The sequence below is a fragment of the Oscillospiraceae bacterium genome, from assembly GCA_034925865.1.
Lineage (GTDB): Bacteria > Bacillota > Clostridia > Oscillospirales > SIG627 > SIG704.
Map to the genome: position 1 here is coordinate 49877 of JAYFRN010000026.1, position 18022 is coordinate 67898.

An 18022-nucleotide genomic window follows, 5' to 3' on the forward strand; every position below is an offset into this window, starting at 1 on the left:
CATGAATAAGAATTTATCAAAATCGAAAATAGTAAAAATTGGAACATACAACACTGTTGTTTCGCTTGTTGTGATCGCTCTTGCTATTATATTGAATCTGGTTATATCAAAGCTTCCGGCAAATTTTACAAAATTTGATACAACTTCTTCAGAAGTTTTTTCATTATCCGAACAGACAAAATCTATCATAAAATCGCTTAATGATGATATAACTTTTTATTTGATAGCCGAGACCGGCAGCGAAGACACTAAAATCGTAGAAATGCTCGACAGATATGCCGCTCTTAATTCAAAGATCAAAATTCAAAAGGTGGATCCGGTTCTTCGTCCGACATTTATAACTGATTATACAACCGAAACACTTAATTCAAACAGTGTCATCGTAGTAAACAATAAACGCAGCTTTGCTATTGATTACAACGATATCTACGTGACAGAATATATTCCATACGACCAATGGACTGAAATGCAGCAATACTATTATCAGTCTTACGGTGAAATGCCGACTGCTTCATATTTTGCCGCGGAAAGCGTATTTACCGGCGCCATTGATTATGTCACAAGCCCTTCTCTCCCTAAAATATATACTCTTCAGGGACACGGAGAGACCGCTCTTACCGCTGATGTTACATCATTAATAAAATTTGAGAATATAGAAACCGGAGAGCTCAGACTTGAATCATTGTCTGCGGTACCGGATGACGCAAACTGCGTTTTGATAAACAATCCCACTACTGATATTACGGAGACAGAATCAACGCTTTTGCTGTCATATATGCAATCAGGCGGAAAAGTCATTCTTATAACATATATGAACTACTATACTACCGAAGGAATGCCAAACATTACAAAGCTGTGTACGTATAACGGACTTTGTTCTTCCGATGGCGTAATAATAGATCCTTCCTCAGGATATTATACTAAGTATCAGAACTATCTCCTTCCTAAGCTGACTGACAGCGATGTGTCGGCGCTTATGACAAATTCCAATGTATATATTCTCACGCCTTTTGCTCATGGCATTAAAAAGACCGAGACAGCAGGGGTTGGCACTGTTTCGCCTCTTATAATTACCTCAGACAGCGCTTTCGTAAAGGATAAGGAATCGACAAGCGCCGAAAAGGAAACAGGCAATGAAGAGGGGCCGTTTTATGTCGGAGCGCTCACATCAAATAAGGATACAGGCAGTAAATTTATATGGTATTCATCGCCGTTTATACTCACAAACGCATACAGCAACCTTGAATTTTTTATGTCTTCTGTAAGTTTGTTATGCGAAAAGACTTCTTCGATTTCAATTCTGTCAAAACGTCTTTCAAGTGAATATCTTTTATTGACCGAAGGACAGTATACCTTGTGGAGTGTCGTTTTCACCTTAGTGATACCGTTGGCTGTGATAGTTATAGGTTTGTCAATATGGTTGAGACGGCGTAAAAAATAATTTTACGGTCTTAAATTTTACAAACAAATTTTTCAATTGCGGTTTATTAACTTTGCAATTATTAACTCGGCGTTTAAATAAATACCGCTTAAAGAGAAGAAAAATTCTTATATATGGGCTTTTTTCTCCTATACAGCAAATTTAATTTAATTGCCGAGTTAATAAAAAACCATAATTCCAGCAAGCCGAAACCGCCAAAAGTTTACGGTTCGGCGGAAAGGCATGGCTTTATTAATGAAAAAGAAAATCATCACACTTGTCATCCTTGTCGTCGTTGTCGGAGCCTTTTCAATTATATATGCCGTATTGTCAAATAGCGAACAACCTGCTGATACCGGAGAGACAGATACCGGTTCCTCAAAAATTATGCTCGCGGATTTTGATTATATAAATATTTGTAAAATTGAGTACGTCTCTCAGACTGAAACCTTGTCATTTGAAAAAGATACAGATAAATGGTATCTTTCATCAGACAGGAGCTTTCCTCTTGATACGACCGCGGTAACAGCAATGGCTACGGCTATCGCATCTATCGGTGCCGAACGTTTTGTTGAGGAAAACCCGTCAGATATATCTCAATACGGTTTTGATCATCCGAATTATACTATAAAAATAACTTATTCAGACGGAACAAATTATACTTATTTAATAGGCGATTATAATTTGTTCAATGCATGTAATTATTTTATGGTAGACGGCTCCGGAAAGGTATATATGGTGTTAAGCGCTCTCAGCGATTATTTTAACCATACTTTAAAAGATCTTGCTGTTCTCGACACCATTCCGACATTTGACAGCGAAAAAGCAGTTGCTTTCAGGCTTTCTTCCGGGACCGACTCCGAGAATGATATTACAATCACCGATTCTGATAAGGTTGCAGCTATGTATAAACTGTTTACAACTATAAATACCGGCAATTATTACGATTATAATACCGAAGATAATGAATTGTCGACTTATTCTCTTTCTAAAGAAAACAGAAAAACAATTACATTCTTATACGGCGATGTATCAAGCGATAAATCCGTAGAGGATCTTATCGGAGAATTGACGGACGGAGAGAATAATGGCAGTATTCCGGAAGATGTAGAAAACAAGCTTTCCAAATACAGCATACATTTTGGTGTATCACCTTCGGAGCTTCCTGACAAAGTATTGTTTACAGTCGATTTTTCAAAAATAACTTATCTTGCCGATAAAGAAACCGTTAATTCAATGCTGGCTCTGTTTGAATAATATATTCAAAAGCAAAAAGCCTCGATAAAAAGTCTTCAACCTTTTGTCGCGGCTTTTCTTTATGTGCGGGTTTTTAACACATGGGCAATATTTAATGTCTATTGAAAATGCCGTTTTCGAACAGCATAGGTTTTAGCAGTTGAAAAACCAGCCAAAACCCTCCAAAATCATTTTGATTTATTCTTTTCATGCTCAATAAGCTTCCATGTCGATGCAATGAGATGCCTGAATTCAGGCCTTGATATCGCGTCACAGATAAAGCTTTGTCTCGGTGAATTAATATCCTCGCCGCTGATTTGAAACAGGCTTAATTTATCACACAGCGACATTACTCTGTTGAGTTGTGAAAGCGTATTGCGCGAAGGCATAAAAGTAACTGCATCGAAGCCTGTCTCTTTTAAATAATAAAAAAGCTCGTCAAGAAATCCGTCTTCAAATTCTTCATCTGCTTTATCGCCTGTGGCAGAAGCTTTCACGTCACCGAGATATGCGTATGCGCTTAATGCGCCGACAGAGCGTGCTATTTCTATGTATTCCCTGACATTCATCAGCTCATCATCGGCATCGATATATATTCGTTTAATAAGGCTTTGTTTTAATAATCCGAGCAGATCATATTCAATATAAGCGGGATTGTTTTCTTTAATCCGAGATAAAACCTTGTCTGGGATTTCGATATTCATTCTTTCTCTGATAAAACATATTATTTCATCAGGAGACGAATAACATGCTCTTATTTTTTTTGAGAGCGCAAATAAAAGATGTCTTTCCGTTATGGTTCCGCCGTTATTATACTCGGAAATCGGTATAACATCATTTTCAAAATCAAGCTTCAGTCCACAGCCGCCAACAATTGAATTTATCCTGTCAATCATTTGGCGGTTTCTTATATTCCTTTTTTCTCTGTAAGGGGCAAGCATCGACTGGAGTTTCTTAATATTCTGATGCGGGATTCCGTGAACGGCAACATATGCTATCCCTTTTTGGTCAGGGCTATTCAGTTTTATTTTTTCAAAAGGTGTGCCGGAAAAGCTTACTCTTATTTCAGTCCCTACGGTTGAAGCAATGCCAAATGCTTCTGCTGCTTTGATAAATTCCTGCGATCCGCCCAACGAATCGTGATCCATTATGCCGGCAGTTACCAGCCCTCTAGAAAAAGCTTCGTAAACGGCAGCTGACGGCGTGTACGGTGAAAAAGAAAATGTTGTGTGAATGTGGTTATTTACGTATGCCGGATCAGAGCTTCTATTTAAACCGTTGTTTTTATATTCTTGGGCCATTTTATCGGCGGTTAGTATACGTTCGTTTTGATCCGGCGAATACAACGACTTATATAACTCTTCAAATTTCAATTCAGCATTACCTGTCCGCCGGTAACCGGCAAAGCCTGTCCTGTTTCATATTTCTGGTCAATGATATACAATATTGCTTTAACAACGTCTTCTGGTCTGCATCCGCGTTTCATCGGTATCTTTTCTTCATAATACTTCTTAACATCCTCCACCGAATTGGCGCCCGGCACCTTTCCGGCTTTGAGATATTGAATAAAAAGTCCTTTTTCAGGATCAGACCAAAGCGGACCTTCAAAAAAATTACCCGGACATATCGCATTAACTTTTATATTATACTGCACAAGCTCAAGTGCGAATGATTGAGTAAGTCCGATGCCGCCGAATTTGCTTCCTGCATATGCGAAATTCTTATTGCTTCCGGTAAGACCCGATTTTGAATTTATTTCAATTATGTCGGTATAGTAATCCGGAGCGAATTCATATTGACGCTTCATAACCTTTGATGCGTATTTAGCGCAAAGAAAATAAGCCGAGTAATTAATTCCTGTCACAAGCGAAAAGCTTTCAAATGACATTTCGTCAAGACTTCCGGCTCGTACAATTCCTGCATTATTTATAAAGATATCTATTCCGCCAAAATTCATTACCGTCGTTTTTATCATGCTTTCGACGCTTTTTTCATCGGTAACATTCACTTTTACCGGAAGAGCGAAAGCGTATTTATATTTTTCATTGATCTGCTGCGAGCATATTGACGCGCCTTCATAGTTGATATCAGCGATCACGGTATACGCGCCCTCTGCTGCGAGACGTTCCGCGATGCCTTTACCGAAGCCCTGCGCACTTCCTGTTATGATGGCAACTTTTCCGGAAAGACGATGTGCTCCTTTTTCAGAAAGGCCGGCTCTGTAGCTTTCTGCTTCCCATCCAATAATGAATTCGCACAGTTCATCGCTCATATTTCGAGGATGTGAAAAGCAAGCTGCATAATATGCTATTTTTATGCTGTCTATTAAAAGCGATTTCACAATATCAGCGTTCTTTTTTGAGTTGTTACATATAAAAAAGCCTAGCCCGGTGACAGCAATAACCTTTGGTTTATATCCGTAATCTTCTGCATATGCCTCAAACGCTTTTTTCAACAAAAATGCCGTTTCATCATCTGTGCTTCCACGCTCGATGAAAAGCGGAAAAGCTCGGCAGTAAACTATATGATCAGGCGTAAACGGACGCATAAGCGGCGCGAATGAAGAGGCATCTTTTAAAAACTCCTGAGCTGCAGGAGAGCTGTAAAAAAGCACGGTTGAAGGCAATTGCGGATTATAAAGCATCCTGACGACAGGCAAAAGCGTAAATACGGAATCGTAATCAGTCTCCGCGGATTCTATAATATCAGGCTCGTTTGAAACAGTTTCCTTCAGTTTTAAAAATACGCTTTCCACAAGCTTATCTATTTCATCACATGTATCGGCTGCGAAGAACACACCGTGATTCTGAATGAAAAGTATCTGTGCGTCTATTCCGCAGAAACGCTTATGATCGAAAAGCGCGGATTCGCATTCTTTGGCAAGCTTATATCCGGGCTTTGTTTCATCTATCCAGACTGCGCTTTCTCCGAATAACTCATCACAGATTGATGCGCCGTCAAAAGAACAAGTAAGTCCGTTCACAAGAGAAGGATGAATATGAAGTACATACGAAAAAGGAAACAAATTATGTAAAAGCGTTTCCACGCTCGGCCTTTTTCCTGCAATCGCATCCTTGACAAGACGCGAAGCCATAAGATCCTCAAGCGCAGACGCTTCTCTTTCATCATCTGACTTCGAATATTCTTTATCATATATTATCGACAGCTTCATCCGGTCAAGAGCTACAAAACCATCCTGTGTGATATCTGAAAGCGTGTTTCCGCTTGATTTTACATATATTACAGAATCATCCTTGTATGATGTGTTTCCGCCGCCCGCAATAACATAATCCGTGTTGCTGCCGTATTTATTTGACATTCCTACAAGCTCATTTAAGCCCATTTCCGTTCGCTCTCCTTTAACATAAAATGGTTATATCCGTTTTGCTATTTCGTCAAGAAATTCGTCGGTATTGACTGCTTTGGCATCCGGATTATCGCAGAGTGAAATCAGATCCTTTGTCATTACTCCGTCGTTGAGCGTCTTGATACATGCCGACTCAAGTTTGTCGGCAAAAGCGCAAAGCTCCGGTGTGTTGTCTTTTTCACCGCGTTTTCTGAGCGCGCCGGTCCAGGCATATATAGTCGCAATAGGATTTGTCGAACACTTTTCACCTTTAAGATACTTATAATAATGGCGAGTCACTGTTCCGTGAGCCGCTTCATATTCATAATTTCCATCGGGGCTAACCAACACGCTTGTCATCATAGCAAGCGAACCGAATGCGGTTGAAACCATGTCGCTCATAACATCACCATCATAATTTTTACATGCCCATATAAAACCGCCTTCAGAACGAATCACTCTCGCTACAGCATCATCTATAAGTGTATAGAAATAAGTAATACCGGCCTTTTCAAATTCTGTTTTATAATCTCGTTCAAATATTTCCTGAAATATATCCTTGAAGGTGTGATCGTAAATTTTGGAAATGGTATCTTTTGTTGAAAACCATAGATCCTGTTTGGTTGAGAGGGCATATTTAAAGCATGAATACGCAAAAGAGCAAATAGAATCGTCTTTATTATACTGTCCCTGTAAAACTCCTCCGCATTTGAAATCGAATATCGGCTTTTTAATTGTTTCGCCGTCATCGGACGTAAATACAAGCTCTGCTTTTCCAGGCTTTATAACTCTTATCTCCGCACATTTATAAACGTCACCGTATGCATGACGCGCTATGGTAATCGGCTTTTTCCATGTGCGTACAACTGGTTTAATGCTGTCTATAAGAATGGGCGCGCGAAATACGGTACCGTCGAGGATTGCTCTTATTGTCCCGTTCGGGCTTTTCCACATTTCCTTAAGGTTATATTCAACTACACGCGCCGCGTTTGGCGTGATTGTTGCGCATTTAACTCCCACGCCATATTTTTTTATAGCTTCCGCCGCATCAACGGTTATTTTATCTGATGTTTCGTCGCGTTTTTTTAATCCCAAATCAAAATAAACCGTGTTGAGCTCTACGAATGGACATATGAGCTTTTCTTTAATTTGCTGCCATATGATTCGTGTCATTTCGTCGCCGTCCATTTCGACAAGCGGCGTTTTCATTATAATTTTATCCATGTTGTACCCCACATTTATTATAAACAGCTTTTAGAGTTTCTTAGCATATTCGTTAATAAGACAGCCTGAAAGAATAATGCTCTTTTCGTCATCCGTGAGTTCGGAGCATTTCAGCTTTATTTCGTAAATATCATTGCCGGAAACCACCTTTGCAACAAAATTCTGTTTTCCTTCGGCAATATTTTTCTTTACATCAGGAATATATATAAAATCTCCCGACTTGAAATTAACTTCCTGATCTGCGGGCAGTATAAAAGGTATTATACCCCAGTTTATCAGATTGCTTCTGTATCTTTTTGTCGCGTAATCTCTCGCAATATTCGCAGAGCCGCCGAGAACGCGCTGGCATGAAGCCGCCTGCTCGCGGGCGGAGCCATCTCCTGGTTTATTGGCGTAAATAACGCTTCCTAATGCTGTTTTCTGCGCTTTTTCAGCGCTTATTCCAAGCTTATTATACACATTTGCGAGTTCTTCGGAAATGACGCCTTCTCTTCTCTGTTCATCTGTGGATCTTATCAGTTTTGCTCTGCCTACATATTCCGGCACTCTTCTGAAAAGCGCAAATTCTGAAAGCTTCTGCGGATTCGATCTGTAAGAAGATATCTCTCCGGATGGTATAAGCTCATCGGTGGTTGTCACTTCGTCGAGAATAACGGCGGCAACCTTAAGCATAATATCTTCCGTCAAAGGAGAAATTTTCGGCCAGTCGGTTATGTTGGGGCCATATCTCAATTCAACTTCGGGATCCGGCTTTCCGAAGCCGTTGTAAATTCTTTTTTCATATACTGAACCGTCGTAAATATATTCGGGAACAGAATCATCATAATCACATTCTGTCGCAGGTGTGAGTATGCCTTTGTTTGCGGCTGTCGCAGCTATACTGCGGGCATCCATCAACGCCACGGAAGCGCTTTGCCCTCCGTCGGGGTTTGAGCCTTCTCTGTTCGGAAAATTCCTGGTTGTATGACGTATGCTCATAGTCCCGTTTGACGGAACATCTCCCGCTCCGAAGCATGGGCCGCAGAATGCGGGCTTTAATACCGCGCCGCTTTCCATCAGCTTTTCTGTTATACCTTTTCTTGTCAACCCGAGATATACAGGCATACTGGACGGATAAACAGACAGACTGAAATAATCGTTGCCTGTCGAGCCATTTTCCAATATAGAAGCGGCGGCGCATATATTTTCAAACGTGCCCCCCGCGCATCCGGCAATAATCCCCTGCTCAACTGATATGTTTCCGTTTTTAACAGTTGAAGCAAGCTTAAGATAAGCTTTTTCACCGAACTGTTTACGCGCGTCCTCTTCAACGGAAGAAAGATATTCCTTAGGAGAGCGGAGCAGTTCTTTAATCGGAATCGCATTGCTCGGATGGAACGGCAAAGCAATCATTGATTCGATTTTTGAAAGATCAATTTCTATGGCGGTATCGTAATATGCTCCGTTTTCCGGTTCAAGCTTTTTATAATCCAGCTTTCTTCCGTGATTTTCATAAAAATGCTTCACCTTTTCATCTGTTATCCAAACTGATGAAAGACAGGTCGTTTCGGTCGTCATTACGTCAATACCGTTTCTGAAATCAACTGAAAGTTCTCCAACGCCCGGTCCGGCAAATTCGAGAATTTTATTGTTAACGGTTTTGCTTTTAAATACCGCCGCGCAAAGAGCAAGCGCTACATCATGCGGCCCAACACCGTGACGCGGTTTGTTTGTCAGATATACAAGAACTGCCTGTGGCTGATCTATATCATATGTATTGTTTAAAAGCTGTTTTACAAGCTCCGGTCCGCCTTCACCGATACCCATGGTACCTAAAGCGCCGTATCTCGTATGGCTGTCTGAACCCAAAAGCATTTTTCCGCATCCGGTCATTCTTTCACGTACAAACTGATGTATCACAGCCTGATTAGCCGGGACATATATTCCCCCGTATTTTTTTGCGGCGGAAAGGCCGAAAGCATGATCGTCTTCGTTTATTGTGCCTCCGACAGCGCAAAGAGAATTATGGCAGTTAGTCAAAGCGTATGGCATAGGAAATTTGTTTAAACCGCCGGTTCTTGCAGTTTGAATGATTCCTACGTAAGTGATATCGTGAGAAGCCATTCCGTCAAATTTGATTCTGCATTTTCCGTTTATTTTGCTTATATCGTGAGATTTTAATATAGAACTTGTAATAGTTCGCTTCCTGGCTGATTCCATATCAAGTGTAATATTCTTTCCGGAAAGTTCTTTTTCGAGCTTTGCTCTATCCTCGGTGCGTATAACACCGTCGATCAAATAAGCTCCGTTATTGTAAATATTAATCAATTAAGCGTCCTCCGACAAAAAAATCAATAATAATTATATCATAATCAGGAGAAAATACAATAGGTTCTTTAAAATCAAGCTTACAATGAATATGAAAATATATGAACATTATGAAAATTATCACAAAAAGGCTTGTATTTGGTATCAAATTGTAATAAAATATACCTGTTTGAAATCTATTTAATTCGGAGGATTTTAATATGTCAGTTAAAGTCGCCATCAATGGCTTCGGACGTATCGGACGTCTTGCGTTCAGACAAATGTTTAAAGCCGAGGGTTATGATGTAGTTGCTATCAACGATCTCACAAGCCCTACAATGCTTGCTCATCTTCTCAAATACGATTCCACCCAAGGAAGATATGAAGGACACACCGTAACCGCGGGCGAAAATTCCATCACAGTTGACGGAAAAGAAATCATGATCTATGCGATCAAAGACGCCGCGGATATTCCGTGGGGAAAACATGATGTTGATGTCGTTCTTGAATGCACAGGTTTTTACACATCCAAGGATAAAGCAATGGCTCATATCACTGCAGGCGCAAAGAAGGTTGTTATCTCCGCTCCCGCAGGCAACGATCTCCCGACTATCGTCTATTCTGTAAACGAAAAGACGCTTAAGCCTGAAGACAAGGTGATATCTGCCGCTTCATGCACCACCAACTGCCTCGCTCCTATGGCTTATACGCTTAATAAATACGCTCCTATCCAAAGTGGAATAATGTCAACCATTCACGCTTATACCGGTGACCAGATGATTCTTGACGGTCCGCAGAGAAAAGGCGATCTCCGCCGCTCCCGCGCCGCCGCATTAAACATCGTTCCTAACTCCACCGGTGCAGCAAAAGCCATCGGTCTTGTCATTCCCGAGCTCAATAAGAAACTCATCGGCTCCGCACAGCGTGTTCCGGTCGCCACGGGAAGCACAACAATTCTCGTTGCAGTCGTAAAAGGCGCCAATGTAACCGCCGAAGGCATCAATGCCGCAATGAAAGCAGCTTCGAGCGCTTCCTTTGGTTACAACGAAGAAGAAATAGTTTCTTCCGATGTAATCGGCATTACCTATGGTTCTCTCTTTGACTCGACACAAACAATGGTCACTAAAATTTCCGACGATCTTTATCAGGTTCAGGTTGTCTCTTGGTATGACAATGAAAATTCATATACAAGCCAGATGGTCAGAACGATCAAATATTTCTCGGAGCTCAAATAATTTTTATAACAGCTTTAAAGCGTTGCCGTTTATAGGATTCGGCAACGCTTTTATAAAACTCATTCTTAATAATGTTAAATGCGCTGCCGGAGAATTTTCCCTTACAGCGCATCTTTTCTTATTAACTCGGCATTTTAATAATTACTACTCAAAGAGAGAAAAGCCTCTGATATATGGGCTTTTCTCTCTTATAAAACAAGGCTTATTTAATGTCTGCTGAACAATCATAAAACACATACAACAGTAAAGAAATGATGCTAACAATGATTGTTCAGGTGCAAGGTTTTTAAGCTTTACAGCTCAAAAACCTTGCACCTCTAAATTAGTCGACTCCCGATTAATTTAGAAAACAGGCGGCAATCAATGAATGCTGAACTCCAAAATCAATGATTTTGGAAGATTTTGGCTGGTTTTTCAACTGCCAAAACCTATGCCGTTCGAAAACGGCATTATTTAGTAGACATTATTTAAATGCCGTTTAATAATATATCAGTCTCGAACTTTGTCCAGCTTCCTGTTTCTGTAATATAATACAATATCAGCCATTACGAAAACCATATTACAAATGTATACGGCTATTACATAACCCGGATTGTAGATTATTTTACCGATCAATCCAATTGAATAACCGAATTCAATCAGCATGAGAAAAGCTATGCTTTTCCCTTTTGCAGAACGGGCTTTGTATGATTTATAAACCGAAACCGGCCATGATACGCCAAAGCATATCATCATTATTGTTTCAAGAATTTCCGGCATTTATGTAAATTTTTCCTGTGTTTTTCCGCATACCGGACATGTCACAGTCACCTTTCCTTTACCTTTAGGAATTCTCAATACATTTTTGCAAGCTGAACATTTGAAAAACACATACGCTTTCCTGTCGCGTATTTTTGCTTTCGACAATTTAAACCATTTTATGACCGGAGCAAACAGTCTTAAAAACACCTGGTTCTCGCGATAACGAGCCGAAATATTCTTTGAAAATATTCTGAAAACATAAATAATGGCAAGCATAAAGGACAAAACCGCCCATTGCCATCTGCCTGTCGCGGTGTAAAGAACAAACAATATACAATAAAGTATAATATTTATTATAGATAACTGATCTGTTCCGTATCTGCCGGAAAAAAATTGTTTCAGCTTATTCATTTTATTTATTGTCTTTGCCGAATATCGACTTAAGCTTCTCCGAAAAGCTTGCCTTTTGTGAATTATTAAAGTTTCCGCAACTCATGTCAAAATCCCTTAGCATCTGTTTTTGTTTATCAGAAAGATTCTTAGGTACTTCTATAACCGTTCTGAACATCAGGTCACCGCGGTTTCGCGAATTCACATATTGAATGCCTTTATTCTTGAGTGTAAACATAGTACCTGTCTGAGTGCCTTCGGGAACAGTGTATTTTAAACTGCCTTCAAGTGTAGGCACGTTTATCTGCGCGCCCAAAGCGGCTTCGGCGAAGGTTATAGGTACTTCACAATATATATTATATCCGTCGCGTTCAAATACGGGATGAGGACGTATTCCAACCTCCACAAGCAGGTCACCGGAAACGCCGCCTCGTTTACCTGAATTTCCCTGACCTCTTATGACAACCTTCTGTCCGTCATCAATCCCAGCCGGTATTGATATTTCAAGCTTTTTCTGCTTTCTTTCATATCCGCCGCCCGAGCATTTCGAACATGGTGTTTTAATTATTTTTCCTGTGCCTCTGCATGCATCACAGGTTCGGGATGTCTGCATTATTCCCAAAGGTGTACGCTGCTGTACATTAACCTGTCCGGTACCGCCGCACTTTGTACAGGTTTCCGGAGAAGTCCCGGGAGCGGCCCCGGTTCCTTTACATTCCGAACAAGCTTCTATTTTATTGAAAACAATTTCTTTTTTACATCCAAACGCGGCTTCTTCAAAGGAAATATATATTTTTACTCCGATATCATCGCCTCTGACAGGACCGTTTTTTCTCGTTTGTCCGTTGCCGAACAGTGTTCCGAAAATATCGGACATGTCAAAGTTTATATCTCCGAAGCCTCCGAAACCGTTGAAACCGCCAAAGCCTTCGCCGGATCCGAAATTCGGATCGACGCCTGAATGCCCGTAAGCATCATATTTTGACTTAGTATCCGGATTCGATAAAATAGAATATGCTTCGTTTATTTCCTTGAATTTTGCTTCCGCTTCTTTATCATCCGGGTTCATATCCGGATGATATTTTTTTGCGAGTCGGCGGTAGTTCTTTTTAATATCCTCGTCGCTCGCACCCTTCTGAAGTTCGAGCACTTCGTAATAATCGCGCTTTTGCTCTGCCATATTAAGTAATTACCTGTCTATCTCCGAATTACCGGCTTTCCGGTCGCTTCCCGGAAAGCCGGTTTTTCAATAATTATTTTTTATCAGAATTATCGGTAAAGTCCGCGTTGTAATACCCTTCTCCGCCGTTATTGGAATTTGATTGATCATTCGGTCCCTGTTGCTGATTAGGATTGCCGTAAAGCTTTTCGGATATCTTGTAAAGAGTCTGAGTAAGATCGTTTGTGTCGTTCTTTATTGCGGCATAATCTTCAGTCTTCAAGGTTTCCTTGAGCTTTTCTATTGCAGCAGTAACAGGAGCTTTGTCATCAGCCGTGATTTTGTCGCCGGCGTCGTTCATAACCTTTTCTGATTGGAAAATCGTATTTTCCGCGCTGTTTCGTATTTCTACGTTTTCCTTAAGCTTTTTGTCTTCAGCTTCATGTATTTCCGCTTCTTTAACAGCGCGTTCAATATCATCTTTGGACATATTCGTAGACGATGATATAGTGATATTTTGTTGTTTGCCTGTGCCTTTATCTTTTGCCGAAACATTGACTATGCCGTTTGCATCAATATCGAATGTAACTTCTATCTGAGGAACACCGCGCATTGCCGGAGGAATCCCGTCGAGAGTAAATCTGCCAAGCGTTTTGTTGTCACGCGCCATTTCACGCTCGCCTTGGAGAACATGGATCTCAACCGAGGTTTGATTATTAGCAGCGGTTGAATAAACCTGGCTCTTCTTGACAGGAATTGTTGTATTTCTTTCAATAAGCTTGTTGAACACGCCTCCAAGAGTTTCAATACCAAGAGACAGCGGAGTGACATCGAGAAGCAGGACGTCTTTTACATCTCCGCCGAGAACTGCCGCCTGTATAGCTGCGCCGACTGCTACGCATTCATCGGGATTAATGCCCTTGAATGGATCTTTGCCTATGAAGTTTTTGACTGCATCCTGTACCGCCGGGGTTCTTGAGGAACCGCCGACAAGAAGAACCTTGTTGATCTGAGCCGGTGTGAGCCCTGCATCGGAAAGCGCCTGTTTTGTCGGTCCCATCGTCTTTTCAACCAAATCGGCTGTAAGCTCGTTGAATTTCGCTCTTGAAAGAGTTGTGTCAAAATTCTTCGGTCCGTTAGCGTCTGAATAAATAAACGGAAGAGTTATATCAGTTGACTGCATGCTGGAAAGCTCGATTTTAGCTTTTTCTGCCGCTTCCTTGAGCCTCTGGTGAGCAGTTTTATCTTTTCTGAGATCTATCTGGTTGTCTTTAAAGAATTTATCCGCCATCCAGTTTATGATTCGTTCATCAAAATCGTCACCGCCGAGCCTGTTGTTCCCCGCTGTAGCGAGAACTTCGAAAACGCCGTCAGAGATTTCTAGAATGGATACATCAAAGGTACCGCCGCCAAGGTCAAAAATCATGATTTTCTGTTCGGCTTCTTTATCAATTCCGTATGCAAGAGCCGCGGCGGTAGGTTCGTTAATTATTCTGAGCACTTCCAGCCCGGCAATTTTTCCTGCGTCTTTGGTCGCCTGTCTCTGTGCGTCCGAAAAGTAAGCAGGAACTGTGATGACAGCCTGTGAAACAGGCGAGCCGAGATAATTTTCCGCATCTGTTTTAAGCTTTTGAAGAATCATCGCGGAAATTTCCTGAGGGGTATAATTCTTAGCATCTATACTAACCTTACGATTTGATCCCATATCTCTTTTAATTGAGCTTATGGTTCTGTCGGGATTAATGATCGCTTGTCTTTTTGCTATTTGACCTACCATTCTTTCGCCTGTTTTAGAAAAAGCGACTACTGACGGAGTCGTACGCGCTCCTTCTGCATTAGGTATGACAACGGGTTCACCGCCTTCAAATACGGCGACGCAGGAGTTTGTCGTTCCAAGGTCAATTCCTATAATCTTTGCCATTTTTTTATCCTCCAAATTAAAATGAATTAATGTCTATTATGAATTTAATGAAAACAATGCTTTTAGTTTACTACTTTCACGAGAGCGTGACGAATCACTTTATCGCCGTATACATAACCTTTTTGTAGTATTTCGCAGACTGTGTTTTCGGGCTTATCATCGTCATCAACGTGAGCGAGAGCCTCGCATAAAATAGGATCAAATTCCTTTCCGAGAATATCAATCTCTTTTATGCCGTTTTTATCAAGCACCTGCTTGAAGGATTTTAATATCAAAGCCAGTCCTTCTGACAGCATGTCTGAATTTTTTATATCAGAAGCTCTTTCGATATTATCGAATACAGGCAAAAGCTGTTTTAATAATTCGTTTTTCGAAAGTATTGAAAGCTCCTCTTTTTCTTTTTGAGTGCGTTTTTTAAAATTATCGTATTCTGCTGCCATTCGCAGATACCTGTCATTTAATCCGTCAATTTCGTCCTGTTTAGTTGCGAGTTCTTTCTGCAAAGCTTCAATTTTTATTTTCAAAAGTTCTTCAGCGCGGACACTATCTTCGGCTTCAGATACTTCGGCTTTTTCATTTTTTGCAGATGATCCTTCGGTTGACTTAACATTATTATCTTCTTGAGCCGGAGGAACACTTTCCGAAATATTGCTTTCCGGTTCAGCTGAATCTTTCGCTTTCTTTCGACTTTCTTTATTTTCCGTCATTTTTTCTTTCATTATCCTTTCGGTTTATTTCATCGGATACCGGATCGTTTTCGCTTCCCGGTTTGCTGAAATGCTCAGCAATATATTCCAATCTGGCAATAACGCCGGAATAATCCATCCGTTTGGGACCTATTATACCGACAGCGCCGATTATTGAATTTTCAGTTGTAAATGTTTTTACAACAAAGCTTGATGAATCAAGCCCGTCATCTTCGCTGCCGATATATATCTTCAATGAATCACCGTGTGAATTCATCAGCCGCTTTATCAATGTATCGCGTTCTTCCAGCATGCACATCAATTCACGAGCTTTTGCTATATCCGAAAACTCAGGATAATCCAAAAGATTTGAGACTCCGTCGATATTAATCTGATATTTTCCGTTATCCTCCATCACTTCATAAATAACTCTGAGAATCGGACTTAAAAGCTCTTTGTATTGTCCCATCACTTTTTCGAGACGCATTATCTTGTCAAGTGTGATCTGCGATGCTTCTATATCCGTAAGGTTATCGTTAAGCGCGGTGATGATCAGTATAAGAGAACCAGAATCCATAAACGTCTCGGTGTTGATTAATCTTGTTTTAGCCGAATTCTCTGAAATCATCATAATCAATATAAAACTATTCTGATCTATGAATATGCCTTCAAATTTAGAAATAGTAATTTTTTTTGATTTAGCTGTCAATGAAATTGCTGTATACCGTGTGAGATGTGACAACAGACGAGTTGTCTCGGACATAATATCACGGAATTCTCTGAGCTTATTCGTCATCAGAGAATTTATTATCTTAATTTCTTCAATAGTAAGCCGATAACGGCTCATCAAATTTTCGACATAAACGCGATAACCCTCATTTGAAGGAATTCGTCCCGATGATGTATGCAGCTGTTCGAGCAAACCGAGCTGTTCAAGTTCGTTGAGCTCGTTTCTGATCGTAGCACTCGATAATGCAATCTGACCGGAAAGAAGCTTGCTTCCTACCGGCTCGCCGGTAGAAATATATGCGTCGATTAGCGATTTGAGAATTTGCTTTTTTCTTTCGCTGAGCTCCACATAAATCAATCCTTTCAGAATATTGCTTTTGAATATCTTTTAGCACTTTAAGCGTGAGAGTGCTAATCGATGTTATAAATTTATCACTATTTGGGTTATATGTCAATATGTAAGTACATTTTTTATTGTAAAGAATTTATGAATTTATGTCAGATTTTTGATTTCATTGATGCTTTTTGTCTTTCTTGTTTCTTGACTGCCAAAATCAATAATATAAAACTTATCAATTATGTTTTACATAAAGAGAAAGTCATGCAAAAATTTTTCTATTAAAGCGGTAAATAATTAAATTACAGTGTTTTTAAAACGGCATTTAATAAAAATGCTGAGTCAATAATAATCGCCGCTTTAATAAAATGGATAGTCCGATATTGTCACTTCTTGAATGATGCCTGTTTACTGTAAAAATTACAAGGCATGTTCAACTCTATGAGAGTTTATCAAGAAGGCTGCAGTAAGACGAAAATCTTGCCGCAGCCTCTGATACAGTAATTATATAATACTTTATATGAGATAAAAGAATCTAAAATGTTTTTTCTCTCATTTGAAAGCCTTAATCGAGTTTTATTCCCGCCAAAACCAACTTTACTCCGTTTATCAAGCAGTCTCCGACCGGGCATGAACCCTCAATAAACTTAACATACTCTTCAATTTTTTCTTTTGGTTGATCAGTAACAAAGTGCATAGTATAACGAATTTCCTGAAAACCTTTTCTTACATCTGCGCGACCCAAGAAACCATCCGGATCCAGATCTCCTTCAAGCTCTACATAAAATTCTTTGAATTTTATTTTATGTTTTGCAGCGAATGCACTTGCCACAATTGTCTGACATGCGCCAAGCGCGCATAGAAGCCCTTCAACCGGATTCATGCCGGTATCGGTGCCGCCAAGCTCTTTTGGCTCGTCTATCAGAATTTTGAAGCCTCTCGAATTTGTTTCTACCTGGAGGCCATCAGGTAATTTTCTTGCGGTCGCTTTAAAAGTAGTCAACATAACAGCGTTCTCCTTTTATTATTTTATATTCCGGTTTGTTATTATGTCCTAATATTCCGAAATTATTTGATAATCCGGTATTTGAAATTATGCGGCCAAAATATATTATATAATATAAATAAAATGGTTCTATATCAATTATATCAATACTCAAGGTTTTCTGAATATTTAATGCCCGCTGAACAAAAGAAAATATACAGCAAGGCAAGACAAATCGCAAGAATTATGGTATAATAAGTGCAAGGAAAATGGCCGAAACATGTTAAAAAGCTTGCACTTGGGGGCGACGAGATGTATAAATACAGC

Annotated in this window: 14 protein-coding genes; 3 read left to right on the forward strand and 11 right to left on the reverse strand. The window is 40.1% G+C overall.

Translation table 11 applies throughout. The features are described from left to right. The first annotated feature begins 1 nt into the window (after nt 1). Nucleotides 2-1441 (forward strand): Gldg family protein, encoded by a 1440-nt coding sequence (locus tag VB118_09635; GenBank protein ID MEA4832858.1) that lies wholly within the window; start codon nt 2-4, stop codon nt 1439-1441. A gap of 234 nt (nt 1442-1675) precedes the next feature. Beyond that, nucleotides 1676-2677 carry a DUF4340 domain-containing protein gene (locus VB118_09640; protein MEA4832859.1) on the forward strand — a complete coding sequence of 334 codons (1002 nt, stop codon included), beginning with the start codon at nt 1676-1678 and terminating at the stop codon, nt 2675-2677. 167 nt (nt 2678-2844) lie between these two features. Here the strand turns inward: VB118_09640 and VB118_09645 are convergent, their stop codons facing one another. From VB118_09645 to VB118_09660, 4 genes are read right to left on the reverse strand one after another with little or no spacing between them, the layout of a single operon-like run. Continuing rightward, complete coding sequence (locus tag VB118_09645; protein MEA4832860.1) at nt 2845-4029, reverse strand: PHP domain-containing protein; 1185 nt, start codon at nt 4027-4029, stop codon at nt 2845-2847. Further along, nucleotides 4026-5999 carry an SDR family oxidoreductase gene (locus VB118_09650; protein ID MEA4832861.1) on the reverse strand — a complete coding sequence of 658 codons (1974 nt, stop codon included), beginning with the start codon at nt 5997-5999 and terminating at the stop codon, nt 4026-4028. Before VB118_09650 ends, VB118_09645 begins: the two co-directional genes overlap by 4 nt. Before the next feature lie 30 nt (nt 6000-6029). After that, nucleotides 6030-7226, reverse strand: coding sequence for an NADP-dependent isocitrate dehydrogenase (locus VB118_09655; protein ID MEA4832862.1), 1197 nt, complete (start codon nt 7224-7226; stop codon nt 6030-6032). A 30-nt stretch (nt 7227-7256) separates the two neighbouring features. Further along, nucleotides 7257-9533, reverse strand: a complete 2277-nt coding sequence (locus VB118_09660) for a hydratase (GenBank protein MEA4832863.1) — start codon at nt 9531-9533, stop codon at nt 7257-7259. Between the two features lie 200 nt (nt 9534-9733). On the opposite strand from VB118_09660, the gene gap reads away from it, so the two are divergent. Beyond that, nucleotides 9734-10747 (forward strand): type I glyceraldehyde-3-phosphate dehydrogenase, encoded by a 1014-nt coding sequence (gap, locus tag VB118_09665; GenBank protein ID MEA4832864.1) that lies wholly within the window; start codon nt 9734-9736, stop codon nt 10745-10747. A 489-nt stretch (nt 10748-11236) separates the two neighbouring features. Here gap and VB118_09670 read toward each other — a convergent pair whose 3' ends face one another. The 7 genes from VB118_09670 to VB118_09700 form a co-directional block, all read right to left on the reverse strand. Next, nucleotides 11237-11506 carry a hypothetical protein gene (locus tag VB118_09670; GenBank protein ID MEA4832865.1) on the reverse strand — a complete coding sequence of 90 codons (270 nt, stop codon included), beginning with the start codon at nt 11504-11506 and terminating at the stop codon, nt 11237-11239. Further along, nucleotides 11507-11899 (reverse strand): hypothetical protein, encoded by a 393-nt coding sequence (locus VB118_09675; GenBank protein MEA4832866.1) that lies wholly within the window; start codon nt 11897-11899, stop codon nt 11507-11509. 1 nt (nt 11900) lies between these two features. Next, complete coding sequence (gene dnaJ, locus VB118_09680; protein ID MEA4832867.1) at nt 11901-13058, reverse strand: molecular chaperone DnaJ; 1158 nt, start codon at nt 13056-13058, stop codon at nt 11901-11903. Nucleotides 13059-13131: 73 nt separating this feature from the next. After that, nucleotides 13132-14958 carry a molecular chaperone DnaK gene (gene dnaK / locus VB118_09685; protein MEA4832868.1) on the reverse strand — a complete coding sequence of 609 codons (1827 nt, stop codon included), beginning with the start codon at nt 14956-14958 and terminating at the stop codon, nt 13132-13134. Between the two features lie 62 nt (nt 14959-15020). After that, nucleotides 15021-15677, reverse strand: coding sequence for a nucleotide exchange factor GrpE (locus VB118_09690; protein ID MEA4832869.1), 657 nt, complete (start codon nt 15675-15677; stop codon nt 15021-15023). Further along, on the reverse strand, nt 15652-16722 hold the full coding sequence (gene hrcA / locus VB118_09695; GenBank protein ID MEA4832870.1) for a heat-inducible transcriptional repressor HrcA: 1071 nt from the start codon (nt 16720-16722) through the stop codon (nt 15652-15654). The genes VB118_09690 and hrcA overlap by 26 nt, the downstream gene beginning before the upstream one ends. A gap of 553 nt (nt 16723-17275) precedes the next feature. Beyond that, nucleotides 17276-17716, reverse strand: coding sequence for an OsmC family protein (locus tag VB118_09700; protein ID MEA4832871.1), 441 nt, complete (start codon nt 17714-17716; stop codon nt 17276-17278). Between the last annotated feature and the right edge of the window lie 306 nt (nt 17717-18022).

What these genes read in the sequence shown, in the direction of transcription:
- VB118_09675 (MEA4832866.1), bottom strand. Translation starts at nt 11,899, where the DNA reads ATGAATAAGCTGAAACAATTTTTTTCCGGCAGATACGGAACAGATCAG.
- VB118_09635 (MEA4832858.1), top strand. Translation starts at nt 2, where the DNA reads ATGAATAAGAATTTATCAAAATCGAAAATAGTAAAAATTGGAACATAC.
- VB118_09700 (MEA4832871.1), bottom strand. Translation starts at nt 17,716, where the DNA reads ATGTTGACTACTTTTAAAGCGACCGCAAGAAAATTACCTGATGGCCTC.
- VB118_09640 (MEA4832859.1), top strand. Translation starts at nt 1,676, where the DNA reads ATGAAAAAGAAAATCATCACACTTGTCATCCTTGTCGTCGTTGTCGGA.
- VB118_09670 (MEA4832865.1), bottom strand. Translation starts at nt 11,506, where the DNA reads ATGCCGGAAATTCTTGAAACAATAATGATGATATGCTTTGGCGTATCA.
- gap (MEA4832864.1), top strand. Translation starts at nt 9,734, where the DNA reads ATGTCAGTTAAAGTCGCCATCAATGGCTTCGGACGTATCGGACGTCTT.
- VB118_09690 (MEA4832869.1), bottom strand. Translation starts at nt 15,677, where the DNA reads ATGAAAGAAAAAATGACGGAAAATAAAGAAAGTCGAAAGAAAGCGAAA.
- dnaK (MEA4832868.1), bottom strand. Translation starts at nt 14,958, where the DNA reads ATGGCAAAGATTATAGGAATTGACCTTGGAACGACAAACTCCTGCGTC.
- VB118_09650 (MEA4832861.1), bottom strand. Translation starts at nt 5,999, where the DNA reads ATGGGCTTAAATGAGCTTGTAGGAATGTCAAATAAATACGGCAGCAAC.
- VB118_09655 (MEA4832862.1), bottom strand. Translation starts at nt 7,226, where the DNA reads ATGGATAAAATTATAATGAAAACGCCGCTTGTCGAAATGGACGGCGAC.
- dnaJ (MEA4832867.1), bottom strand. Translation starts at nt 13,058, where the DNA reads ATGGCAGAGCAAAAGCGCGATTATTACGAAGTGCTCGAACTTCAGAAG.